Origin of the sequence: Pseudomonas sp. SJZ131 (assembly GCF_007828705.1) — a bacterium.
Lineage (GTDB): Bacteria > Pseudomonadota > Gammaproteobacteria > Pseudomonadales > Pseudomonadaceae > Aquipseudomonas > Aquipseudomonas prosekii.
In genome coordinates this window covers 490,907-516,192 of sequence record NZ_VIVC01000003.1, presented here as the reverse complement: position 1 = coordinate 516,192, position 25,286 = coordinate 490,907, and the positions used below count along the sequence as shown (strand labels likewise).

Below are 25,286 nucleotides of genomic sequence, written 5' to 3'. Positions count from 1 at the left end.
GGAATTCTCTTGTGGCGGGTGTGAAGCGTGGATGCCTGGCGTGGTTGGCGCTGGTGATGTCGTCGGCGGTGTTCGCGGCGGAGTCGGGCGCAGTGCAGTGCCCCAGCGCCAATTTTGCGGAGTTCGTCACCGCGTTTACGGCGAATACTGACACTCAGCCAGCCTTTATCGCTTCGCCGGTGATGGAGTCGTCAGTGGTTTCCACCGGGTCGAAACCCCGGGTGGTGCAACGCCAAGTGCCGATGCTGAGCCCGCGATCGTTGGTTGAACTGTCTGCGGATTACATCGCCAAATCCGGGCTGAGCTTGCAGGTTCAACTGCCCAACTATGTATTCGTCCGCGACCGCAAAGGCGAAGTGCTGAAGGTCTTCACGTTCAAGTTCGGCGACTGCTGGAAATTGGTGCGGGTCGAAGACTGGTCACTGGAAAAAGTGCTGTCCGCGCAACAAGGGGAACTGCGCGCTGCGCCGGGTGCCCGTGCCCTCAAGCGAGGCGCGCTGTATGACGCGCTGACGAACGAGTCGGGGTATCCGGCCGATGTGCAATTGTATGTTTCGTCCCTGGACAGTTACCTGGACGGTGCCGCCCAAGGTAACGACCAGGCTGCCTATGCGGCCGCGTCAGTCAGCCTTTCGGGACAGCCGCGCCTGGACAACAGCAAAATCCTCGAACTTTATATTCAAGGTTCCCAAACGCTCGCCCAGGCCAGCCACGCGCTGTCCGGGTTTTATTGCGACGAAGGCGAGTACGGCGACCCGCGCCCTTGCGCCGACCCGGCAAAATCCCTGGCGGCGTTGAAAAGGTCCGCTGCGCAAGGCGCGCCCTATGCGCTCAACGACCTTGGCAGTGCCTTTCAGCGGGGCACGCTGGGCATTCAGGATTCGCAACGGGCGCTGGCCTGTTACCTGGCGGCGGCAAACAAGGGAGAGGAAGGTTCGCGCACCAATGCGGAACAACTGATTGCTCAGGGCATAACGGTCGACACGGCCAAGCCGTGCCTGGCGCATGAACCTGCTGAGGAACCCCAGGCATTGGCCTGTCCGTCGAAGAATCTCGAGGCGTTTTTAGCCGACTTCATGGAAAGCCCGGCCATTCAAAAAGCTTTTACCCGTGTCCCGATGAAGAAGCAGATCACAGTGGACGCCGAGCCTGAGCAGAAGCAGGTCAGTACGTTGCTGGATCGCAGCGAACTGGTATTCCCGCTGATCCCTGAGGCGAAGACGCGTGAGACGCAAGGGCTGACGCTAGAGGTCGTGGACAAGAGCGAGACGTCGGCGACGGTGAAACTGCAAAAACCGGATACGGGTTATCAGGTTATTTACCGGTTCAGTTTTGATGGGTGTTGGGGACTGGACGAAGTGCAGGATTTCTCGATTTGAATGCCGGAGTTATTTCAAAGGATTTGAAGTGAAGAGATTGCTGCTGTTGGTCATTAGCGTGCTGCCGTTGGCGGCTCACTGCGAAGTTGTGTCGGAGAATCTTTGTTTTGAAAGGGGTGAGGGGAGTCCGGTGAAATTCGAGCTTCGGACTTACTACGACGAAACGAACAAATGGCACGGTGGGTTTGTTAAGTACGCATCCTCCGGTGTGGCGATTCCTCTGGTTTTAACCGACCACCAAGCAGAGGAAGTGAGCCCGGATATGCCTTGGCTGGCCACCACCACGTGGACCGAGGTGTCTGACGGTAAGGTGTCCGGCGAGTACGAAATGGTGAGTCAGGGCGTAACAGTCCTTTCCATGACTTACACGAAGAAATCGAATGGTAGGCAGTACGACTTTTCTCACAACTGGAGTATCGATTTTTCTGCGGAGAAAGGATGCCAATGGGAACAGTGAATTTATTCAGGAGTTACAACATGAAAGGACTGCCGATTTAGTACCTTGAGGATTTGTTCGATGATTCAGCGTTTATTCGTGGGCAGCGTTTCGGCGTTGTTCACACTGGCGGTTTTTGCCGCCCCACCGGATGCCTACACCCAACGCGATGTCTTGCAATGCGGTGGCGACGAAGTGGCATTGATTTCATCTTGCCGGTCGGTGAGGGTGCAGGACGATCAAGAACACCAGCTCCCGGTGTGCTCCAACCAGACCATCACTTTCAACGGCAAGGAGCTAAAGCGCAAACTTAAGCGGGTTTCCCAATTGACCATGGACGGCGCAAGCACACCGATGGTGGTCACTCTTGTAAGTGCGATGGGCTGCCTCAAAGGGACAAAGGGCAGTCTTGTCGCCATTGGTGGCCATTCTGGTTGTGACGTTTGCAAGCAATGGTTTGGCTATTACTCAACGGCCGGCGAATTGGAGATGTTTACCTATGGCGATTCTTACCAGTCGTTTGGCGCGAAGGGCTCTAAAGGCTCATCTGAAGCATTGATGGAAGCCTACGGCGTGACTGCGAAAGACCTTCGCGGCGAAAGCCCGGAGATAAAAAAGATTACTTATGGGCAGCCTTGATCTGGCTGGGCGCAAGGGTATGGACTAGTCAAAACAAGGGAGTTGTCTTTGAAAAAGTTATTGATGCTGATGTGGCTAGCCTTCCCCGCATTCGCTCACAGCGAAGTGGAAACGGAAATTGACTGTTTTCAATCCTTGGAAGGCAAGGACATAAAGCTGGATTTCAGGATCTACCGTGACGAGGCCGCCAAGTGGAGCGGGGCGGGCGCTAGGTATGGGACGTCCAAAGAGTCGATCCCGTTGGTATTCAAAAGTACCGAGCAAGAAGAAATGGCCGAGGGCCGGCCTTTTCAGTTCACCACCACATGGGTGGAAGTCGTCGGTGGCGCAGTCACGGGTGAATACGTCATGGTTCGCCAAGGTGCGTTGATTTACGGCATGTCCTACACCAATGCCAAAACCAAGAAACGGTTTGAGTTTGATCATCACCCCTTGATTGAGACTTCTGCTGAGAAGGGGTGTCAGTGGTGAAACTGTTTACCTTGAAGATTTCAATGTTCCTGATGGCGCTATTGAGCTTTGGCGCGGGTGCCACTGAGTTGGTTTTTCCCCACGCCACGATCTGTGAGTATTACGGCAAGGCCCCCGGCAGTTGTTCAGTTGCCTTGAGTGCAGACGGCTACATTTTAGATGCCCGCTCAGGAAAGAAACTGTTCGACGGGCCCGAATATACAGGCGCCATGTTTACCAACGCGCTGTACCGATCCGGCAGCCGTTACATTCTGGAGAGTGAAAATTACTCTTCTGCCAAAACCCGTCGTTGGGTGGACTTCAGTTATGACGGTAAAGACATTGTCCTGAACCATATCTATATTTTTTCTTTGAATATCTCGATGCAAGTGGGTCCGTACTGGCATGGCTATGACTGTCGTCCGGTCAACGCGAAGCTGAGCTTCCCGGCAGGGCAGGGGCTCCTGGAATCCTCACTCGATGCTGTTTGCAAGGACGTTGAATCCTACGCCCCATCAGTAGCGGATGGCGCACCCGAGTCGTTGGCGGCCGGTACGTTGGCGGTTAGCGTTCCGGTATACAACGACGGGCAACAAAATGGTTCTGCGACTTATCTGTTTGAGGGCACTGATCAACCTGAATTGTTGAAGTTGGCGTGTTATTCCGGCTGCGAGTCAACTTGGAAAAAAACGGCCTCCCTGAATAAGGGAGAAGTCGCGCAACGAAGTACCGCAGCCACCCAGACAACAGTCATCAAAAAACTATCGGCCAGCTTATTAGGCGATGCATCCCGGCAAAACGTGTCTGTGCTGTCCGGAGCCACCGGGGCAGACTTCCGCCGCCTGCAGATCACACGCGAACACGGCACCGGCGACGACATCCTGCTGGATACCTCCAAGGCGTTGCCGTTGGTCAAGAGCCAATACTCGACTGCCATGAACGATGTCTTCAGTGTCAACATCATCAACAACCCGGCAGGCGTGCTTAATGTGATCGATATGCAGGGTGAGCCTGTGTCGGTCAAACAGTCTTCTGCCGAAGCCGGGAGCGCCCTTGTACTGGTCAGCAGCGAAGAAGATAACGCCGTTTATAATTTCAACCTGGTGTTTCGCTACAACAAAAGCTCCAGACAATTTGAGCTGAAAAGCGTGTTGCAGGTAACGAACAACGACGCCTGTGATCACTCGATTGTCGGTGTTCGAGAAATGCCTCTAGGAATGATCGGCGAAAAGTCATTGGCGTCTTTCGAGGGGCGCAAGGTGTTTGAGCAGCTGTCTGACTTGCACCCTAAGTCTGCCGACTACAAGAAATTGATGATGACTGACGTCGCGGAAAAGCTCGACAAGGCGTTGGCGCTGTATCGAAAAGGGCAGACCGAGGCGGTCCGGGAGTTGATGGGAAGCTTCCTGATGTACAACAACGCAGGCCAATGCGATCCAGAAGGCTACATCGCTTCAAAGTATGATTTTCCTCAGCTACCCGGCTGGTCTAACGACTTGGGGTTTCTATTGGGTGAAACCGGTTATTACCAAGAATCCATCGAGTTGTTGAACGCGGTGATTGCCCGAAATCCCAACCGGACCGTGGCCTATCTGAACCTCGCGGACAGTTACTGGGGACTGAAGGATAAAGTGCGGGCGGCACAGGCTTACAAGCAGTACGCCTCGTGGATGACTGACGCGCGTAAGGCGTCGAAGATTCCTGCGCGAGTGACTGAGCGCAGTGATGGAGTAGTTGAGTGATGTGGGGATACACAAAGGTATTAGCCGGTATTGCCTTAGCGACGTTCATATCTCCGGTTTTCGCTCAACCATCCTGTCAGCCCGACAGTTTTGAGAATCCCGACCTGCTGATTTGCAGTCAGGAAACCTTCGACCGACTCGATTCATCGCTAAATGATCAATACAAAAAAGCGTTGGCCAGTCTTTCCCCGGACGACAGGAAACTGTTGGCAGATGTGCAGCGCAGTTGGGTGGAATTCAAGGAAGAGTATTGCCAAGAGCTTTATCAACATGCCGGTACTGGTGAGGATCCGGCACTCAAAAAATGGTCCTGTTTACTGCACACCACCAATGGACGATTGAGCGAGTTGATGTATCTGCAGACAGGGATGACCAACGATGGTTTCTACAATGCGATGCAGGCGATGGTGGGCAAGGATCAAGCTATGACGTTGGGCGCGGTGGCTGATCGCTTGGGAGGAGAGGCATTGGTTGACCCGGTCTGGCAGCACTACGTGGATGGCCATTGTGAAATGGCCTTCATCTTATTCCGCGAAGACTTGGAGTACTGCGGGCAGAGAATGCGCTTCCAGTTGCCGATCTATCGCTGATTAGTCAGTCGGAAATCGTGACTTGGCAGTCATTTACGCCAAAAAGTGCTATATCTTCTTCCAACACAACCCGATAGTGTCGTTATCCACCGAAGTCGCTACACTGCGCCCGCCGTTCATTTCCTTTTGAGGCTGCACGCATGAAATTTCGTTTTCTTCTGTGGATACTGGGTTTGTTGATGGGTAAGGCCAGTCGGACTAATCCTGCGTTTCAACAGCAGTTGGGTGACAAGGAATTGGTGTTTCAGCTACAGACCCTGGACGGGAAAGTGGCGCGGCACTTTTTGGTAAAGAATCAGCGCATCACCAGCAAGTCCGGGATGTACCCCGAGCCGGCGTTTGCGATTGCTTTCAAAGACGCGGCTTATGGTTTCGCGACGATGCAGGCGAAGAACAAGCAGTTGGCGTTTATGACGGGGATTCAGGACAAGTCGATTCAGATCAAGGGCAACCCGGCGCTGGTGATCTGGTTCCAGGGTTTGACCAAGTATTTGAAGCCGAGGAAGGCTAAGCCTAAGGCTTGAGTTCGGTGTTGGGGCTGTGACGCGGAGCGTCACGGGATGCGTTACCACGCGGAGCGTGGGAACGATCAGGTAGCCAGGAAGACCGAGTTGGGTTCATCGCGGGCAAGCCTCGCTCCCACAGGATTAGGTGATCCGTAGGAGCGAGGCTTGCCCGCGAATGCTTTCAGCCCTGAGAGAACTGCGAGGCCAGTTCGCGCAGCAGCACTTCGGCTTCGAGGACTTTGCTGACCACGTCGTTGGCTTTCTCGCGGCTCAGGCCGACGCGCTCCAGCAGCGCATCCGGGATGTCTTCATCCGGTCCCGAGCCGACGCCGCGACTGCGCAGCAAACGCACGGCCAGGCACACCAGGTTCGGGTATTCGGCGTAGGCGCCGTCATATGTCGGGTCGTGCTGGAAGCGCAACGCCGTGGCCAGCTCGTCGGGCATGTCCCAATAACGCATCAACCACGAGCCGATCTGTTCGCGACTGATGCCCAGCAGATGTTGCTCGACATAGCTGTGGCACAGGTGCGGGTTGACCTCAAGGTGACGGCAGATCAGCGAAAAGTGCGGCGGGAACACGTGCGCCAGCAGCAAATAACCGAAGTTGTGCAGCAGGCCGGCGAGGTAGGTCAGGCCCGCCTCGGGGCGCTGGGCGCGCGGCATGGCGCGGGTCAGGCCTTCGATGACGGCGGCGGTGTAAATCGATTGCTGCCAGTACGGCGTGGTGTGTTGCGGATGATCTTTGGGCAGGCTCAGGGTTTTGCCGAGGGCCAGACCCAGCGCCAGGTTGATCACCAGATCAAAACCGAGCACGCGGACGATCGCGTCTTCCACCGAACGTATCTTGCCCGGCGAAGCGTAATAAGGCGACGCCGCCCAACTCACGACTTGCGCGGCCAGCGCCGGATCGGTTTCGACCACGCCAGTGATGTCATCAATCGTCGCGTTGGGATCGACCCGCAGTTTGATGATTTTCTGCGCAGTTTCGGCCAGCGGGGGAATCTCGATGGTGGCTTCCAGACGTTGCTGGATGCGCCGCGCGGTGAATGCCTGAACGGCCTGGGTGATTTCCTCGCGGTCATCGTCCGGGCGGTCGAGGTTGGGGCGGATGCTGGTAAGGTTCTCGCCGAAATTGGCGGCGCTGGCCTTGGTCAACATTGTCTTGAAAGCGTCGCTGGTGATTTCCAGCAGCACGTTCGGCTCACCGGAGTTGATCAGCAACTTCGGCTCGCGCAGCAGACTTTCTTCGTACAGACACGGCGAACTGGTGAGCGCCGGCAGGCCGGGCAGCAAGCTCAGGTTATGTTTGCCGAGCATCTTTTCCAGACGCTCGGTGGACACTGCCGTCAAGCGCCGGCCAGTCAGTTCGGCGAGGCGATTGAGGTCCAGCAATTGGCTTTGCGGGAACAGCACCATGAGCGCGCCGACGGCATCGTCAACCAACACCGCTTGCACTTTTCGCGCGGCGTTGAGGCCGTGGTGGTCAATGACTTCTTCGTAAGCAATGCCCAACTTGCCGAGCAGCAAGCGAATGACAGACGGGGCGTGCGGGGCTTCTGGGACGAGAGCAGCTTCGGTCATGGTCTGTGTCCGTTTTCAACAATTGCAGGAGTATAAACAGCTTCCCCGGACCGAGTGTCCGGAAACTGCGACGGTGCTCACACTTGTCCGTATTGCTGCCCATGACGCAACCAGCGATCGAGCAACGGGCTGACATGATCAGGCCAGCGTTCCAGCAACGCCTGCGCCGCGTCGCGCACGGCGGGCAATAAATCGGCGTCGCGCATCAGGTCCGCCACCTTGAATTGCAGCAGGCCAGTCTGGCGCGTGCCGAGCATTTCGCCGGGGCCGCGCAGTTCCAAGTCTTTTTCGGCGATGACAAAACCGTCGTTGGTTTCGCGCATGATGCCCAGGCGCTGACGGCCGATTTGCGACAGCGGCGGATGGTAGAGCAGCACGCAATGGCTGGCGGCGCTGCCCCGGCCGACCCGGCCACGCAATTGGTGCAGTTGCGCGAGGCCGAGGCGTTCGGGGTTTTCGATGATCATCAGGCTGGCGTTGGGCACGTCGACGCCGACTTCGATCACCGTGGTCGCGACCAGCAGTTGCAGGTTGCCAGCCTTGAATTCGGCCATCACTGCGGCTTTCTCCACAGGCTTCATGCGCCCGTGGATCAGCCCGACCTTCAACTCGCCGAGCGCGGCGGTGAGGTCCTCAAAAGTGGTCTCGGCGGCCTGGCAGGTCAGCTCTTCGGATTCTTCGATCAGCGTGCACACCCAATACGCCTGACGCCCTTCGGCACAGGCGCCGCGCACGCGCTCGATGACTTCGACGCGCCGCGTGTCGGTGACCAGCACGGTGTTGACCGGGGTGCGGCCGGGCGGCAGTTCGTCGAGGATCGAGGTGTCGAGGTCGGCGTAAGCGCTCATGGCCAGCGTCCGAGGGATCGGCGTCGCGGTCATGATCAATTGGTGTGGGCACATGCGCCCGCCGACGCCTTTCTGCCGCAGCGCCAGACGTTGCTGCACGCCAAAACGGTGCTGTTCGTCGATGATCGCCAGTGCGAGGTTCTTGAACCGCACTTCTTCCTGAAACAGTGCGTGAGTGCCGACCACCATGGGCGCACCGTTGGCGATCTGCTCCAGCGCGGCGACGCGATTCTTGCCTTTCAGCTTGCCGGCCAGCCATGCGACTTCGATGCCCAACGGCTCGAGCCAGCGCTTGAACGTGATGAAATGCTGCTCGGCGAGGATCTCGGTCGGCGCCATCAGCGCGACTTGATAACCGGCCTCCAGCGCTTGCAGGGCGGCGAGGGCGGCGACCACAGTTTTACCCGCGCCGACATCGCCCTGAATCAGCCGCAGCATCGGTTCGTGCTGACTGAGGTCGTAGGCGATTTCGTTGCCGACCCGTTGCTGCGCGCCCGTCGGCGTGAAGCCGAGATTGGCCAGGTATTTGGCAGGCAACCGGGTGGCTTTCGGCATCGCTGGCGCGCGCAGTGAACGCATGCTTTCGCGCAGGCGCTGCTGGGACAGTTGATGCGTCAGCAGTTCTTCGAACGCCAAACGGTGCTGCGCCCAGTGATGACCGATGGCGAGTTCATCGACGTCGGCGTCGGCGGGCGGGTGATGCAGGTAGCGGATTGCGTCCGCCAGCGGCGCCAGTTGATAGTCGCGCGCCAGTTCGGTCGGCAGCCAGTCGGGCAGGCTGGTCGGGCCGAGCAGGGTCAGGGTTTGCATGCACAGTTGGCGCAAACGCTGCTGGGTCAGGCCTTCGGTGAGCGGGTAGACCGGCGTGAGCGTTTCATCCACGGGCGGCGGTTCGTCGCCGGTGATGGCGCGGTATTCCGGGTGGTAGATTTCCAGCCCCGAAGCGCCGGGCCGCGCTTCGCCGTAGCAGCGGATTCGCGTGCCACGCTTGAGGCCTTCTTTCTGCGCGTTGCTGAAATGGTAGAAGCGCAGGCTGAGCCCGCCGGTGCCGTCCTGGATCCGCACGACCAGACTGCGGCGACGGCCCATGACCACGTCGGCGCCGCTGACGGTGCCTTCGACCACGGCATCCTGGCCGGGGCGCAAATGGCCGATCGGGACCACGCGCGTGCGGTCCTGATACCGCAGCGGCAAGTGAAACAGCACGTCCTGGAGATTCTCCAGACCGACCTTGGCCAATTTCTCGGCCATGGCTTCACCGACACCCTTGAGTGCGGTCACCGACACTTGCGACAACTCGGTCATGGCTGCGACTTAACCGGCCACCACCGGCGCTTGCGGCTTGGCCACCGAGCACAGGCGAATGGAGTCAGCGAGGATTTCGATGGCTTTCGGACGCGGGAAGCTAGCGCGCCAGGCAATTGCCACGGTACGGAACGGCACTGGCGGCGTCAGTGGGCGCACGGCAATTACGCCCGGTGCGTAATGGTGGCTGTCGACCGCCGACAGCGGCAGGATCGAAATGCCGAGACCGGAGGCAACCATGTGGCGGATGGTTTCCAGCGAGCTGGATTCGACGGTGGTGTGCTTGGCGCCGTCATTGCCCTTGCCCAGCGTCGGGCAGGCTTCCAGCACTTGATCGCGGAAGCAGTGGCCTTCGCCGAGCAGCAGCAGGCTCTTGTCGTTGAGCAGGGCGGCGTCGATCGATTCTTTTTTGGTCCACGGATGTTGCGCCGGCATCAGCACATAGAACGGCTCGTCGTAGAGCGGCAGGGTCAGCACATCGGCTTCATTGAACGGCAGGGCGATGATGATCGCGTCGAGCTCGCCGTTGCGCAGTTTGTCGCGCAGCACGTGGGTGAAGTTTTCTTCGATGTACAACGGCATCTGCGGGGCGACCCGGTGCAGTTGCGGGATCAGGTGCGGAAACAGGTACGGGCCGACGGTGTAGATCGCGCCGACTTTCAGCGGTGCGGTCAGTTGGTTCTTGCCGGCCTGGGCCAGCTCGCGGATGCCTTGCGCCTGCTCGAGGACTTTCTGCGCCTGGGCGACGATGCCTTCGCCGACCGGGGTCAGGCGCACGGCGCTCTTGCTGCGCTCGAAAATCAGCACACCGAGTTCGTCTTCAAGCTTTTTCACGCCCACCGACAGGGTCGGCTGACTGACGTGGCAACGCTCGGCCGCGTGGCCGAAGTGCTGCTCTTGGGCGAGGGTAACGATGTAGCGTAATTCTGTAAGAGTCATAGCAAGCGTCCGTGAAGTTGCGGGCCAAGCATACCGGCTGCAATCGATAGACGCACGTTATCAGAGAGAGCGTGGTGAGTGACACCGGGCAATGCAGGTTTGCCGTTGGCGGAGACGCAAAAGGCACCTTTCGGTGCCTTTATGGGCGCTGCATGACCCTGTAGGAGCGAAGCTTGCTCGCGAAAGCGGTTTATCAGCCAACATGGATGTTGGATGTGATGGCCTCTTCGCGAGCAAGCTTTGCTCCTACAGAGTGCGCGGTGGTTTAGCGTCGGCGTTTTTCCAGCGAGTAAACAAACGGCGCAACAATTTCAATCGAGCCATTGTTCAGCATGTCTGCCGGTGGCTTGGGCAGGGGTTGGGCGCGTTTGATCATTTCCAGCGTCGCGCGGTCCAGATCGGCGTTACCAGACCGGCCGACCAGCTCGTACGACAATACATTGCCTTCAGCATCGACCACAAAGCGCAGGCGGTTCAGCCCTTCCTTGCCCCGCGATTGCGCACTGGCCGGGTACTTTTTGTACTTGGCCAAGTGAGCGAGCAGGGTGCCTTGCCAACTGGCCTTGGCGGCCTGTTGCGCGGGCGATGGGCCCGGCGCTGGCTGCGCGGATTTCTCGGTCGGTGCCTGCGTCGGTTGCGCGTCGCTCGGTTTTTCCTCGGACGGTTTCTCCTTCGGCGGCTCCGGTTTTTTCTCCACAGGCTTGGGCGGTTTAGGCTTTGGCTTGGGTTTGACCGGTTTCGGCACAGCGATCTCGGCTTTCGCCACTTCCGCCAGTTTCGGGATCGGCAGTTCTTCCACCGGGGCCGGTGGCTGCGGCGGCGTGATCACCTTCGGCGGGGCGGGCGGTGGCGGGGCCGGAACCGGCGCCAACTCGACCATCATCGCCTGCGGTGGCAGCTCGATCGGCGGGCGCGCGGTCCAGTTCACCGCCAGCGCGATGGCCAGCGCATGCACGCCGAGCACCACGGCCAGGCTCCCGCTGTAACGCGTCAGCTTATGGCGCGTCGTGATCATTTCTTGACTGCCGTCTCAAGCCCGACCAGACCGACCTTCAGGTAACCGGCCGAGCGCAGGCTGTCCATCACGCTCATCAGGTCGCCGTAATCCACGCCTTTATCGGCCTGGAAGAAGATCGTCGTGTCTTTCTTGCCCTGGGTCCGGGCGTCGAGTGTGGCGCCGAGGGCTTCGACCCTCACTTCGTCTTCACCGAGGAACAGGCGCTGGTCAGCTTTCACGCTGAGGAACACCGGTTTCTCTGGCCGTGGCGCCGGTTTGGCGCTGGAGGCCGGCAGGTCGACCTTGATGTCCACGGTGGCCAACGGCGCGGCCACCATGAAGATGATCAACAGCACCAGCATCACGTCGATAAACGGCGTGACGTTGATTTCGTGGTTCTCGTGCAGATCGTCGTCCGCACCTTCTTTCAAATGCAAGCCCATAGCTGATTACCCTACTTTGACCACGTGGGGCTGCGGGGAGCGCTCAGCGGTCGGCAGGTGATCGAGATCACGGCTGACCAGCAACAGGACTTCAGCAGAGGCGTCCGATACCTGCGCCTTGTAACCGGCGATGGAGCGGGCGAAGACGTTGTAGATGACCACGGCCGGAATCGCTGCAACCAGGCCCAGCGCGGTAGCCAGCAAGGCTTCGGCGATACCCGGTGCGACGACGGCGAGGTTGGTGGTCTGGGTTTTGGCGATGCCGATGAAGCTGTTCATGATGCCCCACACGGTACCGAACAGGCCCACGAACGGCGCGGTGGAACCGATGGTGGCGAGTACGCCGGTGCCGTTGCTCATGTTGCGACCGCACGCGGCGACGAGGCGCTCGAGACGGAAGCTCACACGTTCCTTGATGCCTTCTTTCTCGCGGCTGTTGGCCGACAGGCGCATTTCTTCCAGCGCGTCATGGACCAGCAGATTGGCGAGGGTGCCTTGCTTGGTCGCCGAAGCGCTGGCTTCTTTAAGGGTGGTGGCTTTTTTCAGGTGGACGATTTCGTTACGCAGACGACGCTTGGCGCCCATCAGCTCGAAGCCTTTGGCGATCCAGATGGTCCAGGTAATGATCGAAGCGATGGCCAGGCCAATCATCACGATTTTGACGATGATGTCGGCGTTCTGGTACATGCCCCATGGCGACAGGTCGTGGGCCATGCCCAGGGTGTTGTCCGGTTCCAGCACTTCTGGAGCATCTGCAACGGAAGCGTCGACGGCCGGCGCCGGGTCGGCAGCAGCAGGCGCGGCGACTGGCGCGGCTGGGGCAGGTGCCGGCGCAGCTTCAGTCGCAGCGGCGGCCGGAGCGGCTGGCGCTTGCGCATCAGCCAAAGCGGCGACCGGTGCGATCATCAGGCTGAGCAACAGGGCGGCCACAGCGCTCCAGGCGCGAGGTCGTTTGGTAGGCGAAGCGGGGAATTGATTGCGTGTCATGCTGGCCGGACCTGAGAAAAAAAGACGGTAAATGTTCTTCCAGGCCTCGAAGGCCGAGAACAAAAGTGGCGGGCATTATTGCAAGTAATTCTTGTTAACAAAAGTAATAGAGTATCTTTTTTTCCTTCATTGCTAGCCGCTCGTCCTGTGCGGAAGCTAGTCTGTACCTTTCCCGGAGGAGTTTTCTGATGTCCGCGCCTTCTGTTTTGATCGCCGGCTGCGGTGATGTTGGCAGCCGTCTGGCTAAGCAATTACTGGTTTCAGGCTGGGAGGTTCACGGCTTGCGCCGTAATATCTCGCGGCTGCCCGAAGGGGTGATCGGCGTCGCCGGTGACCTGTTCAATAAAGACTGCCCGGACACTTGGCCGATCGGCGCGGTGGATTACCTGGTGTATTGCGCCGCCGCGACCGATCACGATGAGGCCGGCTATCGCGCCGCTTACGTCGAGGGTTTGCAGCACGTGCTGGAATGGCTGGGCGATTACGGCCAGGTGCCGAAACGCCTGTTATTCGTTTCGAGCAGCAGCGTCTACGGCCAGCAGGAAGGTGAATGGGTCGATGAGACCTCGCCGACCGTCGCCGGTAGCGGTTATTCCGGGCGGTTGATGCTCGAAGCCGAGCAAGTGGCGCTGGACAGCGGCATCCCCGCGAGCATTGTGCGGCTGACGGGTATTTACGGGCCGGGCCGCGAGTGGCTGCTGACTCAGGTTCGTCGCGGTTATCGGGTGGCGCTTGATCCGCCGCTGTACGGCAACCGCATTCACGCCGATGACGCGGCGGGTTTGCTGGCGTTCCTGCTTGAGGCGAATGAGCGCGGTGTGGCGCTGGATGACGTCTATATAGGTGTCGACGATGCGCCGGCGCCACTGGCCGAAGTGGTCGGCTGGTTGCGCGAGTATCTGGGCGTGACCGAATGGGCCGAAGACGCGAGCGTGCGTCGGGCGGGGAGCAAGCGCTGCAGCAATGCTCGGGCGAAGGCGCTGGGCTGGGCGCCGCAATATCCAAGCTATCGCGAAGGTTATGCAGCGATTCTTGAAGGCCGCTGCTGATTCCAAACACCCGAAGCATTGTAGGAGCGAGGCTTGCCCGCGAAAGCTTCATAAATGCCGACGTAGACGTTGGATGTTATGACGCCTTCGCGGGCAAGCCTGGCTCCTGCAAGGATTTCGCTGTTACTGCTTCTCCAGCAACCACTTGCGATCACCCGGCGTGAACGATGGCATTTCATCAGCCATCGACGCGTTCACGGTCTGGAAAATCTCCAGTTCCTTGCCCTTGCGCGCAAACACCCAAGTGTTGCCCTGGCCGTTGAGTTGCAGCCACATGCTGTCGTTGCCGCCGCTCATCGACGCGCAATCACCGGCCAGACACAACGCATAACGATCCGCCCCGGTCAGGCCGGTGACTTGGCCATCCGCCTGAAATTGCACGGTGTTGCCTTCGCCCGGGCCGCTGATGACTTTCCAGCTGCCGCCCATATAAGCGGTGTACAGCGCCCGTTCGAAACTGGCGCCAATCGGCGCGCCGTCCGGCACTTGAATCACTGCGCGGTCGAAAACCTGCGCCGGTTCGTTGTCGCTGGCGACCTGGCTCAGCTGCTTGCCGTCGCGGCGCAGTTCGCTAGCGGAGCTGCCATAGAAGTCGACCTTCCAGGCGCCGGACTCGTCGGCCAGCAGCTTGCCTTCGACGTTTTCAAAACCGTTGGTGTAGCGGGCCTGATTGGCCTTGGTGTTGACGTCCCATTCCAGGTTCGGGCCGTAAGCCTGCAGCGCTTCACGCAGTGGGCCGCCCTGAGCGGCAGCATCGATGGCCACCTGGTTGATCCAAGTGCCGCTGATGTCGCGGTCGGCAGGGTCGCTGGCGCAGCCGCCGAGGAAAACGGCGAGCAAGGAGAGGGCAAGCGCTTTGCGCATGTTGGAATCCTTTCAAAAACCTTTCTTACAAAAGATCAGCGGCGCAGCCTGTGAGGGCTGCGCCGGATGTATTACTCGATGACCAGAATGGCGTCCATTTCTACCTGCGAACCCTTTGGCAGGGCGGCAACGCCGATGGCGGCGCGGGCAGGGTAGGGCTGTTCAAAGTACTTGCCCATGATCTCGTTGACCTTGGCGAAGTGGCTCAGGTCGGTGAGGAAGATGTTCAGTTTGACGATGTCCTTGAACGAACCACCGGCAGCTTCAGCCACGGACTTGAGGTTCTCGAACACCTGGACGGTCTGGGCTTCGAAGCCTTCAACCAGTTCCATGGTTTTTGGGTCCAGCGGAATTTGACCCGACATGTAAACGGTATTGCCAGCCTTGATCGCCTGGGAATAAGTACCGATGGCGGCCGGGGCCTTGTCGCTGGTGATAACTGTTTTGGTCATGAATGACTCCTTGTAATGGGTGGGCTACGCACGCATGCGGGTGATGCGGATCACCCCGGTCAAGGCGCGCAGTTTCTTGATCACACGAGCCAGGTGCACACGGTCGTGCACGCTGACCACCAGTTGGACCACGCTGATGCGACCATCGCGTTCGTCCATGCTGATTTTTTCGATATTGCCGTCGGCCGCGTTGACGCTGCTGGCCAGCAGAGCGATCAGGCCGCGCTGGTGTTCCAGCTCGACGCGCAGTTCGACGTTGAATTCGCCGGTAACATCCTTGGCCCACGAGAGCTGGATGCATTTTTCCGGGTTGTGCCTGATTTCGCTGATGTTGCGGCAGTTGTCCAGGTGCACGACCATGCCTTTGCCCGCCGACAGATGGCCGACAATCGGGTCGCCCGGGATCGGCGTGCAGCACTTGGCGTAGCTCAGCACCAGACCTTCGGTGCCGCGAATCGCCAGCGGGCCTTCCGGGCTCGGCAACTGTTCGCCTTCGCCGAGCAGGCGGCGCGCGACCACGTATGCCATGCGATTGCCCAGGCCGATGTCTTCGAGCAAGTCTTCGATCAGTTCGAGGCGATACTCGGCGAGCATTGCCTTGACCCGTTCGGCGGCGATTTTTTCCAGGCTGCTGTCGAAACCGTTGAGCACCTTGTTCAGCAGGCGTTCGCCGAGGCTGATGGACTCGGAGCGGCGTTGCAGTTTCAGCGCGTGGCGGATGTGCGTCCGCGCCTTGCCGGTGACCACAAAGTTGAGCCACGCCGGGTTTGGCCGCGCGCCGGGGGCGCTGACGATCTCGACCGTGGAGCCGCTTTGCAGCGGCTCGGACAGCGGCGCGAGACGGCGGTTGATCCGGCAGGCAATGCAGCTGTTGCCGACGTCGGTGTGCACCGCGTAGGCAAAGTCGACTGCCGTGGAGCCTTTGGGCAGCTCCATGATCCGGCCCTTGGGCGTGAACACGTAGACCTCGTCCGGGAACAGGTCGATCTTCACGCTTTCGATGAATTCCAGCGAGTTGCCGGCGCGTTGCTGCATTTCCAGCACGCCTTTGACCCACTGGCGGGCGCGGGCGTGAGTGCCTTTGGGCTGCTCGTCGCCGCTGGATTTGTACAGCCAATGGGCGGCGATGCCGTTGTTGGCCATCTCTTCCATTTCACGGGTGCGGATCTGGATTTCGATCGGTACGCCGTGCATGCCGAACAGCGTGGTGTGCAGCGACTGATAGCCGTTGGCCTTGGGGATCGCGATGTAATCCTTGAAACGGCCCGGCAACGGTTTGTACAAATTATGTACAGCGCCCAGTACGCGGTAGCAGGTGTCGACCTTGTCGACGATGATCCGGAACGCGTAGACGTCCATGATCTCGTTGAAGGCCCGACGCTTGCCGCGCATTTTCTTGTAGATGCCGTAGAGGTGCTTCTGGCGGCCGCTGACTTCGCCCTGGATTTCATCAATCGCCAGGCAGTGGCTCAGGGATTCTTCGATCTTGTTGACGATTTCCTTGCGGTTGCCCCGGGCGCGCTTGACGGCCTGGTTGATCCGCGCGGAACGCATCGGGTGCATGGCTTTGAAGCCGAGGTCTTCGAATTCTATGCGGATGGCGTGCATGCCCAGCCGGTTGGCAATGGGCGCATAGATTTCCAGGGTTTCCTTGGCGATGCGTCGGCGTTTTTCGCCGGACAGCACTTCCAGCGTGCGCATGTTGTGCAGGCGGTCGGCGAGCTTGACCAGGATCACGCGAATATCGCGCGCCATGGCCATGGCCATTTTCTGGAAGTTTTCGGCCTGGGCTTCGGCTTTGGTCTCGAAATTCATCTGGGTCAGTTTGCTGACCCCGTCGACCAGTTCGGCCACGGTTTCGCCGAACTGCGCTTGCAGCGCTTCTTTGGCAATCCCGGTGTCTTCGATCACGTCATGCAGCATCGCGGCCATCAAACTCTGATGGTCCATGTGCATGTCGGCAAGAATATTCGCCACCGCAAGAGGGTGCGTGACGTACGCCTCGCCGCTGCGGCGGCGTTGGCCGTCGTGGGCTTGTTCGGCGTAGAAATACGCTCGGCGGACCAGGTTGACCTGGTCCTTGCCGAGGTAGGTCGATAAGCGATCGGCGAGGGCGTCTATGCTCGGCAAAGTATTAACTCCTGCCGTTGGCTGTGACCCCGCGCCGTGCTACGTCGACCAGGCATAGGCTTAGACGGCCTCGTTGGACTCGTCCTCGAACGCTGCGAACAGCGGTTCGTCTTCGACGATTTCAGCATTGGCGATGAACTCATAGCTCATCAGGCCTTCAGCGATTTCACGCAGCGCTACAACGGTAGGCTTGTCGTTTTCCCACTGAACCAGTGGCTCTTTGCCGCCGGTGGCCAGTTGACGGGCACGTTTGGTGGACAGCATGACCAGCTCAAAACGGTTTTCCACGTGGTTCAGGCAGTCTTCAACAGTTACGCGGGCCATGGTATTCCTCGGAGCGAATGCAATATGCGCGCTGCCCGGTTGGGCGAGCGGACTCGACAGTTTAAAAAATCACCAGCGTTTAGGGAAGCGCTGATTTTTTGACCAAGCCCTTCAACGCGCTGCAAGTGCCAATGTAAAGCCCTTGCAACGGTTTTGGGAAGAGCTGATTAAGCGCTTGTCAGCCAAGCAATTCGGCCAAAAGTTTTCCGTTGCGCTGCTGCTGACGCTTTTGATGCAGCTGATTGGCACGGAAAATCGCCTGCAGGTCGCGCAGTGCGTGGGCGAAATTGTCGTTGATGATCAGGTAGTCGTAGTCGACGTAGTGGCTCATCTCGCTGACCGCTTCACGCATCCGCCCGTCGATGATTTCGTCGCTGTCCTGGCCGCGATTGGTCAGGCGCTGGTGCAACGCTTCCAGCGACGGCGGCAAAATGAAGATCGAGCGCGCTTGCGGCATCAACTTGCGCACTTGCTCGGCGCCCTGCCAGTCGATTTCCAGGATCAGATCGTGGCCCGCGTCCAGCGTCTGCTGCAAGTGACTTTGCGAGGTGCCATAGAGGTTGCCGAAGACTTCGGCGCGCTCGAGGAAATCGCCGTGCTCGCCCATTTTCACGAACGCTTCGCGCGTGACGAAGTGATAGTTCACGCCGTTCACTTCACCGGGGCGCATGGCGCGGGTGGTGTGCGAAACCGAGACGCGAATCTCTTGGTCGGCGTCGGTCAAGGCCTTGACCAGGCTGCTCTTGCCCGCGCCCGAGGGGGCGGAAATGATGTAAAGGGTGCCGGTGCTGTGGGTCATGTCGGGGTTGCCTTACTCAATATTCTGCACTTGTTCGCGCATCTGCTCGATCAACACTTTGAGGTTGACCGCCGCCGTGGTGCTGCGCGGGTCGAAGGCTTTGGAGCCCAGTGTGTTGGCTTCGCGGTTGAGTTCCTGCATCAGGAAGTCGAGGCGCCGACCGGCGGCCCCGCCGGACTTGAGCACCCGGCGAACTTCGATGATGTGAGTGCTCAGGCGATCCAGTTCTTCGGCGACGTCGCTCTTTTGCGCGAGCATGACCATTTCCTGTTCCAGACGCTGTGGGTCCATCTCGGCTTTCATGTCGGCAAAGCGGTCGAGGACTTTCTGGCGCTGGGTCGCGAGCATTTGCGGGACCAGCCCGCGCAGGGTCACGACGTCTTCTTCAATAGAGGTCAGGCGATCATTGATCAGCCGGGCCAGCTCCGCGCCTTCGCGCTCGCGGCCAGCCTTCAATTCCTTCAGGCCTTGGGTGAACAGTGCCAGGGCCTCGGCGTTCAAGGCTTGCGGGTCCGCCGCGTCGCCCACCAGCACGCCGGGCCAGGCCAGCACTTCCAGCGGGTTCAGCGCGGCCGGGTTCTTGATCAGGTCGGCAATTGTTTCAGCGGCGGCCACCAGTTGCGCGGCGCGTTCGCGGTCCACTTGCAGGGTTTGGCCGGTGCTTTCCTCGGTGAAACGCAAGGTGCATTCCAGTTTGCCGCGCGACAACCCTTGGCGCAGCGCTTCGCGAACGGCGCCTTCGAGGTCGCGAAAGGATTCCGGCAGGCGCAGATGCGGTTCCAGGTAGCGGCTGTTGACCGAGCGCAGTTCCCAGCTCAGGGTGCCTTGGACGCCGGCGGATTCGACGCGGGCGAAGGCGGTCATGCTGTGCACCATGGAGGTACCTCGCAGTGCAGGCTGGCGCGAAACCTTGGCTTCGCGAACCCGATATCAATGAATGTGAGCCGACTGGCAGCAAAGGCGCAGGATTGTAGCGCAGTGCGGTGGATGCGCCCAAACACACCCTGTGACAAAGGGCTGCAGGCCGTCGGTTAAGGCAATTTTGCCGGCTTCAACCGTCGGCTGGATTTTTTAGGCGTGCCCACTCGCGGCTCGCGGCTCTATAATGCTCGGCAGTTTTCCGTCCCCAGTACAGGTATTCCCTATGAAACGTCCAAGTGGTCGCGTTGCCGATCAGCTCCGCTCGATCCGCATTACCCGCAACTACACCAAACACGCCGAGGGTTCTGTGCTGGTCGAGTTCGGTGACACCAAAGTCATCTGCACCGTCAGCGTCGAAAACGGCGTGCCACGTTTCCTCAAAGGTCAGGGCCAAGGCTGGTTGACCGCTGAATACGGCATGCTGCCGCGCGCCACTGGCGAGCGTAACCAGCGTGAAGCGAGCCGTGGCAAGCAAGGCGGCCGTACCCTGGAAATCCAGCGTCTGATCGGCCGTTCGCTGCGCGCTGCGCTGGACATGTCGAAGCTCGGCGACGTTACCCTGTACGTCGATTGCGACGTGATCCAGGCTGACGGCGGCACCCGCACTGCCTCCATCACCGGCGCCATGGTTGCACTGGTCGATGCGTTGAAAGTGATCAAAAAGCGCGGCGGCCTCAAGGGCGGCGACCCGCTCAAGCAAATGATCGCTGCCGTTTCGGTCGGCATGTACCAGGGCGAGGCTGTGCTTGACCTCGATTATCTGGAAGACTCGGCTGCCGAGACTGACCTGAACGTGGTAATGACCAGCACCGGCGGCTTCATCGAAGTCCAGGGCACCGCTGAAGGCGCGCCGTTCCAGCCGGAAGACCTGAACGCCATGCTGGAATTGGCCAAGAAAGGCATGAACGAGATTTTCGAACTGCAAAAAGCTGCGTTGGCTGACTGATCGAGTCGTTTTTCACACCAAGGAGGATGTTATGAGTGATGGGCAAGAGTTACTTCCTACCCCGAGCCAAGAGGCTCGGCAGTGGGCGATGTTTTGTCACTTGTCCGCCTTGTTGGGGATCTGGATTCCATTTGGTACGTTGATCGGCCCGCTGATCCTCTGGCAGATGAAGCGCGAGAGTGACCCGTTCATTGATGCGCAGGGCAAGGAAGCGCTGAATTTTCAGATTACCGTTGCCATCGCCGCGACCATCTCGTTCTTTTTGATATTGGTGGTCATCGGGTTTTTCCTGCTGGGTCTGATCGCAATCGCAGGTTTGGTGCTGACGATCATCGGTGGCGTAAAAGCCAATGAAGGCGTGCCTTATCGTTATCCGTTCACTTTGCGGTTGATCAAGTAACGACCCAACCGGCGACTCGTTCACATTTGCCGATTGTAACTAAATGCCCTGACTTGTCAGGGCATTTGTATTTTCATAATTCAATTAACAGATTTGACATAACGGTGTGTGGAATACGTGTTAAACACGCGCGTACATTCCTTATTGAAATTTGACTCTTACATCTTAAGTCACAACTTCAATGCCTATAAGTTGGCTGCGTTCTTGGCAATCAGACTTTGCGGTTGTTAGAGTTGCCCCACGTTATATTCACTTAGAAATATATCGACATATTCAAGCCAACGAAGGTCCTTGAATTTCAGCCAATCAGTGTTGAGATACTCAGCCGATTCATCAGGCGTGCGCGGGTAAAAAGTTCGCCTCTGAATATATAGCCAAGAACAATCCCAATGATTCAGCTCGACTTTTATGGAACGCTGGTGGCCGCCTCTTTAGTGCTTTTGCTGGGGCGCGGACTGGTTACACGTGTGGCTTTCCTTCGTAATTACAATATTCCCGAACCTGTTGCCGGTGGTCTGGTGGTTGCTCTGGCTCTGCTTCTCTCGCGAACCTTTGATATTGAAGTTCGCTTCGATACTTCGTTGCAGACGCCGTTGATGTTGGCTTTTTTTGCCACGATTGGCTTGAGTGCCGACTTCGCCAGCTTGAAGAAGGGCGGTCGCGTGGTCGGTGTATTTCTGTTGGCGGTGGCCGGACTTCTGATCGTCCAGAACGCCATGGGTATCGGCCTCGCAACCCTGCTCGGGCTCGATCCGCTGATGGGGCTGCTGACCGGTTCGATTACGTTGTCGGGCGGTCATGGTACAGGCGCTGCGTGGGGGACGGTGTTCAGTGAGAAGTACGGTCTGGCGTCTGCCTCCGAGTTGGCGATTGCCTCTGCAACGTTTGGCCTGGTGTTGGGTGGCTTGATTGGCGGCCCGGTCGCCCGCCTGCTGATCAAGCGTGTTCAAGTACCTGGCTGCCACACGCAAGAGGCGCCACGCTTGCCAAAAGGCTTTGAACAGCCGAACAAAGAGCGTTCGATCACGCCATTTTCGTTTATCGAAACCCTCGCGCTGATTGCAGTGAGCTTATTGGTCGGCAATCTTCTGAATGGTTTGTTGCAGGGAACCGCACTTGAATTGCCAACTTTCGTCTGCGTGCTGTTCATTGGTGTGGTTTTACGCAATGGCCTTTCAGCGCTGGGCTTGTATCAGGTATTCGAGCGTGAAGTGTCTGTGTTGGGTAACGTCAGTCTGTCGCTGTTTCTGGCGATTGCCTTGATGTCGCTGAAACTGTGGGACTTGGCGGCACTGGCCTTGCCGATCTTCATCATTCTGGCTGCGCAAGCGTTGGTCATGGCGTTGTTTGCGATTTTCGTGACGTTCAGAATCATGGGCAGTAACTACGATGCGGCGGTGTTGGCGGCGGGGCATTGCGGTTTTGGACTAGGCGCGACGCCCACGGCCATCGCTAACATGCAGGCGGTAACGCAGCGTTACGGTCCTTCGCAGATAGCGTTTCTGGTGGTGCCAATGGTCGGTGCATTCTTCATCGACATCATTAATGTCATCGTGATCAAGTTGTACCTTGCGCTGCCGTTTTTTGCCGTTGCCTGAAGTTCTGGCCATGTCGCCTGGCGCATAAAAAATGCCCGTATCTCGCGATACGGGCATTTTTTTCTGCGAATCGACGCTTAGATCGTCAGCGTCCAGTCGTAGTCCACGATCAACGGTGCGTGCTGCGAGAACCGTGGCTGACGTGGCAGGCGCGCGCTGCGGACAAAGCGGCGCAGGCCTGGGGTCAGCAGCTGGTAATCGAAACGCCAGCCGAGGTTGAGCATCTCAGCCTGCTCGTTGTCCGGCCACCAGCTGTACTGGTCGCCTTCACGACTGACTTCGCGCAGGGCATCGACATAACCCATGTTGCCGACAATCTCGTCCATCCAGGCACGTTCAGGTGCCAGGAAGCCCGGGGATTGCTGGCTGTCGCGCCAGTTCTTGATATCCAGCTTCTGTTGCGCCACGTACAGCGAGCCACAATAAATGTACTCGCGACGTTTGCGTCGCTGTTTATCCAGATAACGGGCGAAATCGTCCATTAGCTTGAACTTCTGGTTCAAGTCTTCATCGCCATTCTGCCCCGAAGGAAGCAGCAAGGTCGCGATGCTGACCTTATCGAAATCGGCTTGCAGGTAGCGCCCGTAGCGGTCGGCCGTCTCGAACCCGAGACCGCTGATGACTGCCTTCGGTTGCAGCCGCGAATACAAAGCCACGCCACCTTGGGCGGGTACTTCGGCTTCGCAGGCATAAAGGAAGTAGCCATCCAGTTGGAAGGCTGGATCGTCCAGTTCAAAGGCGGAGGCGCGGGTGTCCTGCAGGCAGATGACGTCGGCATTCTGTGCTTGCAGCCAACTGAGCAAACCTCGCTCCACTGCAGCCTGAATACCATTGACGTTCACACTGATGATCCGCATAAATGGCCCCAAAAATCGCGTGCGTGTATGATACACGGCGTCAACCTAATTAGCTAAATCCGTGGTATTTGGGGTTTTTTTCATGCAAGCGTATCAGCGCGATTTCATTCGTTTTGCCATCGATCGCGGCGTTTTGCGCTTCGGTGAGTTCACCCTGAAGTCCGGGCGCACCAGTCCTTACTTCTTCAACGCAGGCCTGTTCAACAGCGGTTCGGCCCTGGCTCAGCTGGGGCGTTTTTATGCTGCGGCCATCGTTGAAAGCGGTATTTCTTTCGATGTGCTGTTTGGCCCGGCGTACAAAGGTATTCCTTTGGCGGCGACCACTGCCGTGGCGCTGGCCGAGCATCACGAGCGTGATCTGCCGTGGTGTTTCAATCGCAAAGAGGCCAAGGCCCACGGTGAAGGTGGCAGCCTGGTTGGCGCACCGCTGAGCGGCGAAGTGCTGATCATCGACGACGTGATCACCGCCGGCACTGCGATTCGTGAAGTGATGCAAATAATTGCCTCGCAGGACGGCGCCAAGGCTGCGGGCGTGCTGATCGCCCTCAATCGTCAAGAGCGCGGCAACGGCGACTTGTCGGCGATCCAGGAAGTGGAGCGCGACTTCGGTATCCCGGTGATCAGCATTGTCTCGCTGAACCAAGTGCTGGAATTCCTCGCCGATGACCCGCAGCTCAAGCAGCACCTGCCAGCCGTAGAAGCCTACCGCGCGCAATTCGGCGTCTGACACCGCAGACCTGTAGGAGCGAGGCTTGCCCGCGAAGACGTCGTCACATTCAACAGATATGTTGACCGTTAAATCGCTTTCGCGGGCAAGCCTCGCTCCTACAAGGAGTGCGTCGTTAGTGCAGTCTTCGCCATTTCCGTACGAGTTTCAGTGCCAACCACAGGTTGAATAGCGCAAATACCAGCAATGCCAGGACGACTGACACGTAGAGCGTTCGGTCCACGTCGAAGTCCCACAGGTCCAGTGTGCTGGAGCTCATGATCCTCACGGCGGCAGGTAAGTTGACGTAGAACAGCGCAATGAAGGCCGCCAGTAGTGGAAGGGCGCAGCTGCACAAAACGTTCATCACCTTTGTCCTGCTGCGCTTTCTGGCCAGCTCCCCCGACTCATATTCATCCAGTTCCAGCGCCTCATGCAGCCTTGGCCACGCCAGGTTGAACATGAACGTGGTCAGGGTCAGCAGCAAGCCGCTGACCGCGACGATGTCACTGAACGGCATTCAGGCCCAGCGTCTGGCACAACAGCGCGTGGGAATCCTCGCTGATTTCGAACTGCCCGGCACTGCCTTTGCGTTTGGTGATGGGTTTGAAGGTCGGCTCGTTTTGCGTGATCAGCATGTTCAGCTCATCACGAATGACGTCCGAGCTGATGACCACCAGATACACCGTCTGTGCGTGCTCCGCAGACTCGATGACCGCTTGCATGCTGTGCTGCAAGATCTCGTCGAGCTGATTGCGAAAGCGCGAAACCGTGTTTTTCAGCAGGGTTTTGCTTTGACTCTGGGTCAGCTGAAAAATCGTCGAAATCTGCGATTCGGTCGGCAAGGTCTGGCCGAAGTAGCTTTGGATCAAGTACAGCAAACGATCCTGTTTCGCTTCATCGGCCCGACTCGGCATCCCGCCTTCGACCAGCATTTTCAGGTATTCAGTGAGGCTCGCCTTGGCGATCCGTTGTAAGGCATGAGCGATTTCGCCGTCGGAAATCTTCAGGGTCTTTTTGACCGGCTCCTTTTGCTCCTGCTCGAAAGCCTGGGCGTCGATCGTGAACGAGATCTGCATGCTGAGCCTCCCGAGATCACTTGTTGGCGTTATCTGGATACGGATCTTCCACGGCATCGCCTTGGCCGCTGAGGACCTTCCAGCCTTTCAATGGGTGGGGGGAATTATTGAAGTCAGGGCAGGGCGGCATCGATTTTTGTGACGGGCCTGAATACTCGCGGCCGCAATCTACGCACGCATAGGAACCTGCTGAGATATCGCTGCCGTAAGGAACATGGTCTTTTTGCATAGGGAAGATCTCCTGTGGATTCAGGGAAGATCCTATGCGGACTAGTGCTGGGCGATATGTCAGACGTTTCGCTGAATCAGGTCAGACGT

General features: G+C 58.6%; 28 protein-coding genes. 12 read left to right on the top strand and 16 right to left on the bottom strand.

The window, feature by feature from the left end:
* Positions 1–236: 236 nt before the first annotated feature.
* The 7 genes from FBY12_RS16615 to FBY12_RS16585 all read left to right on the top strand — a co-directional run bounded on the left by FBY12_RS16615 (position 237) and on the right by FBY12_RS16585 (position 5,760).
* On the top strand, positions 237–1,379 hold the full coding sequence (locus tag FBY12_RS16615) for a sel1 repeat family protein (protein WP_145254054.1): 1,143 nt from the start codon (positions 237–239) through the stop codon (positions 1,377–1,379).
* Positions 1,380–1,407: 28 nt separating this feature from the next.
* The gene (locus FBY12_RS16610; protein WP_178111769.1) at positions 1,408–1,836 is read left to right on the top strand and encodes a hypothetical protein; all 429 of its coding nucleotides are present in this window, start codon (positions 1,408–1,410) and stop codon (positions 1,834–1,836) included.
* A 60-nt stretch (positions 1,837–1,896) separates the two neighbouring features.
* On the top strand, positions 1,897–2,454 hold the full coding sequence (locus tag FBY12_RS16605) for a hypothetical protein (RefSeq protein ID WP_145254048.1): 558 nt from the start codon (positions 1,897–1,899) through the stop codon (positions 2,452–2,454).
* A 48-nt stretch (positions 2,455–2,502) separates the two neighbouring features.
* Positions 2,503–2,925, top strand: a complete 423-nt coding sequence (locus FBY12_RS16600; protein ID WP_231987149.1) for a hypothetical protein — start codon at positions 2,503–2,505, stop codon at positions 2,923–2,925.
* Entirely contained in the window at positions 2,922–4,646 is a 1,725-nt protein-coding gene (locus FBY12_RS27910; RefSeq protein ID WP_256663326.1) for a tetratricopeptide repeat protein, read from the top strand. Before FBY12_RS16600 ends, FBY12_RS27910 begins: the two co-directional genes overlap by 4 nt.
* Complete coding sequence (locus FBY12_RS16590) at positions 4,646–5,236, top strand: lysozyme inhibitor LprI family protein (protein ID WP_145254045.1); 591 nt, start codon at positions 4,646–4,648, stop codon at positions 5,234–5,236. The genes FBY12_RS27910 and FBY12_RS16590 overlap by 1 nt, the downstream gene beginning before the upstream one ends.
* 140 nt (positions 5,237–5,376) lie before the next feature.
* Complete coding sequence (locus FBY12_RS16585; RefSeq protein ID WP_145254042.1) at positions 5,377–5,760, top strand: helicase; 384 nt, start codon at positions 5,377–5,379, stop codon at positions 5,758–5,760.
* A gap of 163 nt (positions 5,761–5,923) precedes the next feature.
* On the opposite strand, the gene FBY12_RS16580 is transcribed toward FBY12_RS16585, so the two are convergent.
* The 6 genes from FBY12_RS16580 to exbB form a co-directional block, all read right to left on the bottom strand.
* Positions 5,924–7,324 (bottom strand): aminoacyl-tRNA deacylase and HDOD domain-containing protein, encoded by a 1,401-nt coding sequence (locus FBY12_RS16580; protein WP_121757149.1) that lies wholly within the window; start codon positions 7,322–7,324, stop codon positions 5,924–5,926.
* A 77-nt stretch (positions 7,325–7,401) separates the two neighbouring features.
* Entirely contained in the window at positions 7,402–9,477 is a 2,076-nt protein-coding gene (gene recG, locus FBY12_RS16575; RefSeq protein WP_092276132.1) for an ATP-dependent DNA helicase RecG, read from the bottom strand.
* Between the two features lie 9 nt (positions 9,478–9,486).
* Entirely contained in the window at positions 9,487–10,416 is a 930-nt protein-coding gene (locus FBY12_RS16570) for a hydrogen peroxide-inducible genes activator (RefSeq protein WP_121732336.1), read from the bottom strand.
* Between the two features lie 265 nt (positions 10,417–10,681).
* Positions 10,682–11,431 carry an energy transducer TonB gene (locus FBY12_RS16565; protein WP_145254039.1) on the bottom strand — a complete coding sequence of 250 codons (750 nt, stop codon included), beginning with the start codon at positions 11,429–11,431 and terminating at the stop codon, positions 10,682–10,684.
* Positions 11,428–11,856: a TonB system transport protein ExbD gene (exbD, locus tag FBY12_RS16560; protein WP_145254036.1), complete on the bottom strand. Its 429-nt coding sequence runs from the start codon at positions 11,854–11,856 to the stop codon at positions 11,428–11,430. The genes FBY12_RS16565 and exbD overlap by 4 nt, the downstream gene beginning before the upstream one ends.
* A gap of 6 nt (positions 11,857–11,862) precedes the next feature.
* The gene (gene exbB, locus FBY12_RS16555; protein ID WP_145254033.1) at positions 11,863–12,843 is read right to left on the bottom strand and encodes a tonB-system energizer ExbB; all 981 of its coding nucleotides are present in this window, start codon (positions 12,841–12,843) and stop codon (positions 11,863–11,865) included.
* A gap of 188 nt (positions 12,844–13,031) precedes the next feature.
* Here exbB and FBY12_RS16550 point away from each other — a divergent pair, with 188 nt between their 5' ends.
* Positions 13,032–13,892, top strand: coding sequence for an SDR family oxidoreductase (locus FBY12_RS16550; RefSeq protein WP_145254030.1), 861 nt, complete (start codon positions 13,032–13,034; stop codon positions 13,890–13,892).
* A gap of 123 nt (positions 13,893–14,015) precedes the next feature.
* Here FBY12_RS16550 and FBY12_RS16545 read toward each other — a convergent pair whose 3' ends face one another.
* From FBY12_RS16545 to FBY12_RS16520, 6 genes are all read right to left on the bottom strand, one after another.
* Positions 14,016–14,756 carry a hypothetical protein gene (locus FBY12_RS16545; protein WP_121732332.1) on the bottom strand — a complete coding sequence of 247 codons (741 nt, stop codon included), beginning with the start codon at positions 14,754–14,756 and terminating at the stop codon, positions 14,016–14,018.
* 71 nt (positions 14,757–14,827) lie between these two features.
* Complete coding sequence (locus FBY12_RS16540; RefSeq protein WP_025130815.1) at positions 14,828–15,208, bottom strand: RidA family protein; 381 nt, start codon at positions 15,206–15,208, stop codon at positions 14,828–14,830.
* 24 nt (positions 15,209–15,232) lie between these two features.
* Entirely contained in the window at positions 15,233–17,338 is a 2,106-nt protein-coding gene (gene spoT, locus FBY12_RS16535; protein ID WP_092276150.1) for a bifunctional GTP diphosphokinase/guanosine-3',5'-bis pyrophosphate 3'-pyrophosphohydrolase, read from the bottom strand.
* Between the two features lie 60 nt (positions 17,339–17,398).
* Complete coding sequence (gene rpoZ, locus FBY12_RS16530) at positions 17,399–17,662, bottom strand: DNA-directed RNA polymerase subunit omega (RefSeq protein ID WP_007894670.1); 264 nt, start codon at positions 17,660–17,662, stop codon at positions 17,399–17,401.
* Between the two features lie 178 nt (positions 17,663–17,840).
* Positions 17,841–18,461: a guanylate kinase gene (gene gmk, locus FBY12_RS16525; RefSeq protein WP_092276154.1), complete on the bottom strand. Its 621-nt coding sequence runs from the start codon at positions 18,459–18,461 to the stop codon at positions 17,841–17,843.
* 12 nt (positions 18,462–18,473) lie between these two features.
* On the bottom strand, positions 18,474–19,337 hold the full coding sequence (locus FBY12_RS16520) for a YicC/YloC family endoribonuclease (RefSeq protein WP_145254027.1): 864 nt from the start codon (positions 19,335–19,337) through the stop codon (positions 18,474–18,476).
* Between the two features lie 268 nt (positions 19,338–19,605).
* Here FBY12_RS16520 and rph point away from each other — a divergent pair, with 268 nt between their 5' ends.
* The 3 genes from rph to gltS all read left to right on the top strand — a co-directional run bounded on the left by rph (position 19,606) and on the right by gltS (position 22,326).
* Positions 19,606–20,328, top strand: coding sequence for a ribonuclease PH (gene rph, locus FBY12_RS16515; protein WP_092276160.1), 723 nt, complete (start codon positions 19,606–19,608; stop codon positions 20,326–20,328).
* Positions 20,329–20,359: 31 nt separating this feature from the next.
* Positions 20,360–20,728, top strand: coding sequence for a DUF4870 domain-containing protein (locus FBY12_RS16510; RefSeq protein ID WP_121732331.1), 369 nt, complete (start codon positions 20,360–20,362; stop codon positions 20,726–20,728).
* Between the two features lie 389 nt (positions 20,729–21,117).
* The gene (gene gltS / locus FBY12_RS16505) at positions 21,118–22,326 is read left to right on the top strand and encodes a sodium/glutamate symporter (protein WP_145254024.1); all 1,209 of its coding nucleotides are present in this window, start codon (positions 21,118–21,120) and stop codon (positions 22,324–22,326) included.
* A 77-nt stretch (positions 22,327–22,403) separates the two neighbouring features.
* On the opposite strand, the gene FBY12_RS16500 is transcribed toward gltS, so the two are convergent.
* Positions 22,404–23,183, bottom strand: a complete 780-nt coding sequence (locus FBY12_RS16500; RefSeq protein ID WP_007934608.1) for an exodeoxyribonuclease III — start codon at positions 23,181–23,183, stop codon at positions 22,404–22,406.
* An 82-nt stretch (positions 23,184–23,265) separates the two neighbouring features.
* Between FBY12_RS16500 and pyrE the strand changes: the two genes are divergently transcribed.
* The gene (gene pyrE / locus FBY12_RS16495; protein ID WP_145254022.1) at positions 23,266–23,910 is read left to right on the top strand and encodes an orotate phosphoribosyltransferase; all 645 of its coding nucleotides are present in this window, start codon (positions 23,266–23,268) and stop codon (positions 23,908–23,910) included.
* Positions 23,911–24,025: 115 nt separating this feature from the next.
* Here the strand turns inward: pyrE and FBY12_RS16490 are convergent, their stop codons facing one another.
* Genes FBY12_RS16490 through FBY12_RS16480 form a run of 3 tightly spaced genes read right to left on the bottom strand, consistent with a single transcriptional unit; the run spans position 24,026 to position 25,197 of the window.
* Positions 24,026–24,409, bottom strand: a complete 384-nt coding sequence (locus tag FBY12_RS16490) for a hypothetical protein (protein ID WP_145254019.1) — start codon at positions 24,407–24,409, stop codon at positions 24,026–24,028.
* Positions 24,396–24,968: a hypothetical protein gene (locus FBY12_RS16485; RefSeq protein ID WP_101208267.1), complete on the bottom strand. Its 573-nt coding sequence runs from the start codon at positions 24,966–24,968 to the stop codon at positions 24,396–24,398. The genes FBY12_RS16490 and FBY12_RS16485 overlap by 14 nt, the downstream gene beginning before the upstream one ends.
* 16 nt (positions 24,969–24,984) lie before the next feature.
* A complete protein-coding gene (locus FBY12_RS16480) occupies positions 24,985–25,197 on the bottom strand; it encodes a hypothetical protein (RefSeq protein WP_145254016.1) in 213 nt (70 codons plus the stop codon).
* Positions 25,198–25,286 lie beyond the last annotated feature (89 nt).

Bases quoted from the DNA above. Each gene is read 5' to 3' on its own strand.
- FBY12_RS16480 (WP_145254016.1), bottom strand. From the start codon at position 25,197: ATGCAAAAAGACCATGTTCCTTACGGCAGCGATATCTCAGCAGGTTCC.
- rpoZ (WP_007894670.1), bottom strand. From the start codon at position 17,662: ATGGCCCGCGTAACTGTTGAAGACTGCCTGAACCACGTGGAAAACCGT.
- FBY12_RS16585 (WP_145254042.1), top strand. From the start codon at position 5,377: ATGAAATTTCGTTTTCTTCTGTGGATACTGGGTTTGTTGATGGGTAAG.
- FBY12_RS16580 (WP_121757149.1), bottom strand. From the start codon at position 7,324: ATGACCGAAGCTGCTCTCGTCCCAGAAGCCCCGCACGCCCCGTCTGTC.
- FBY12_RS16590 (WP_145254045.1), top strand. From the start codon at position 4,646: ATGTGGGGATACACAAAGGTATTAGCCGGTATTGCCTTAGCGACGTTC.
- FBY12_RS16510 (WP_121732331.1), top strand. From the start codon at position 20,360: ATGAGTGATGGGCAAGAGTTACTTCCTACCCCGAGCCAAGAGGCTCGG.
- FBY12_RS16520 (WP_145254027.1), bottom strand. From the start codon at position 19,337: ATGGTGCACAGCATGACCGCCTTCGCCCGCGTCGAATCCGCCGGCGTC.
- FBY12_RS16500 (WP_007934608.1), bottom strand. From the start codon at position 23,183: ATGCGGATCATCAGTGTGAACGTCAATGGTATTCAGGCTGCAGTGGAG.
- exbB (WP_145254033.1), bottom strand. From the start codon at position 12,843: ATGACACGCAATCAATTCCCCGCTTCGCCTACCAAACGACCTCGCGCC.
- pyrE (WP_145254022.1), top strand. From the start codon at position 23,266: ATGCAAGCGTATCAGCGCGATTTCATTCGTTTTGCCATCGATCGCGGC.
- FBY12_RS16565 (WP_145254039.1), bottom strand. From the start codon at position 11,431: ATGATCACGACGCGCCATAAGCTGACGCGTTACAGCGGGAGCCTGGCC.
- FBY12_RS16570 (WP_121732336.1), bottom strand. From the start codon at position 10,416: ATGACTCTTACAGAATTACGCTACATCGTTACCCTCGCCCAAGAGCAG.
- gltS (WP_145254024.1), top strand. From the start codon at position 21,118: ATGATTCAGCTCGACTTTTATGGAACGCTGGTGGCCGCCTCTTTAGTG.
- FBY12_RS16550 (WP_145254030.1), top strand. From the start codon at position 13,032: ATGTCCGCGCCTTCTGTTTTGATCGCCGGCTGCGGTGATGTTGGCAGC.
- recG (WP_092276132.1), bottom strand. From the start codon at position 9,477: ATGACCGAGTTGTCGCAAGTGTCGGTGACCGCACTCAAGGGTGTCGGT.
- FBY12_RS16545 (WP_121732332.1), bottom strand. From the start codon at position 14,756: ATGCGCAAAGCGCTTGCCCTCTCCTTGCTCGCCGTTTTCCTCGGCGGC.
- FBY12_RS16490 (WP_145254019.1), bottom strand. From the start codon at position 24,409: ATGCCGTTCAGTGACATCGTCGCGGTCAGCGGCTTGCTGCTGACCCTG.
- exbD (WP_145254036.1), bottom strand. From the start codon at position 11,856: ATGGGCTTGCATTTGAAAGAAGGTGCGGACGACGATCTGCACGAGAAC.
- rph (WP_092276160.1), top strand. From the start codon at position 19,606: ATGAAACGTCCAAGTGGTCGCGTTGCCGATCAGCTCCGCTCGATCCGC.
- gmk (WP_092276154.1), bottom strand. From the start codon at position 18,461: ATGACCCACAGCACCGGCACCCTTTACATCATTTCCGCCCCCTCGGGC.
- FBY12_RS16605 (WP_145254048.1), top strand. From the start codon at position 1,897: ATGATTCAGCGTTTATTCGTGGGCAGCGTTTCGGCGTTGTTCACACTG.
- FBY12_RS16485 (WP_101208267.1), bottom strand. From the start codon at position 24,968: ATGCAGATCTCGTTCACGATCGACGCCCAGGCTTTCGAGCAGGAGCAA.
- FBY12_RS16540 (WP_025130815.1), bottom strand. From the start codon at position 15,208: ATGACCAAAACAGTTATCACCAGCGACAAGGCCCCGGCCGCCATCGGT.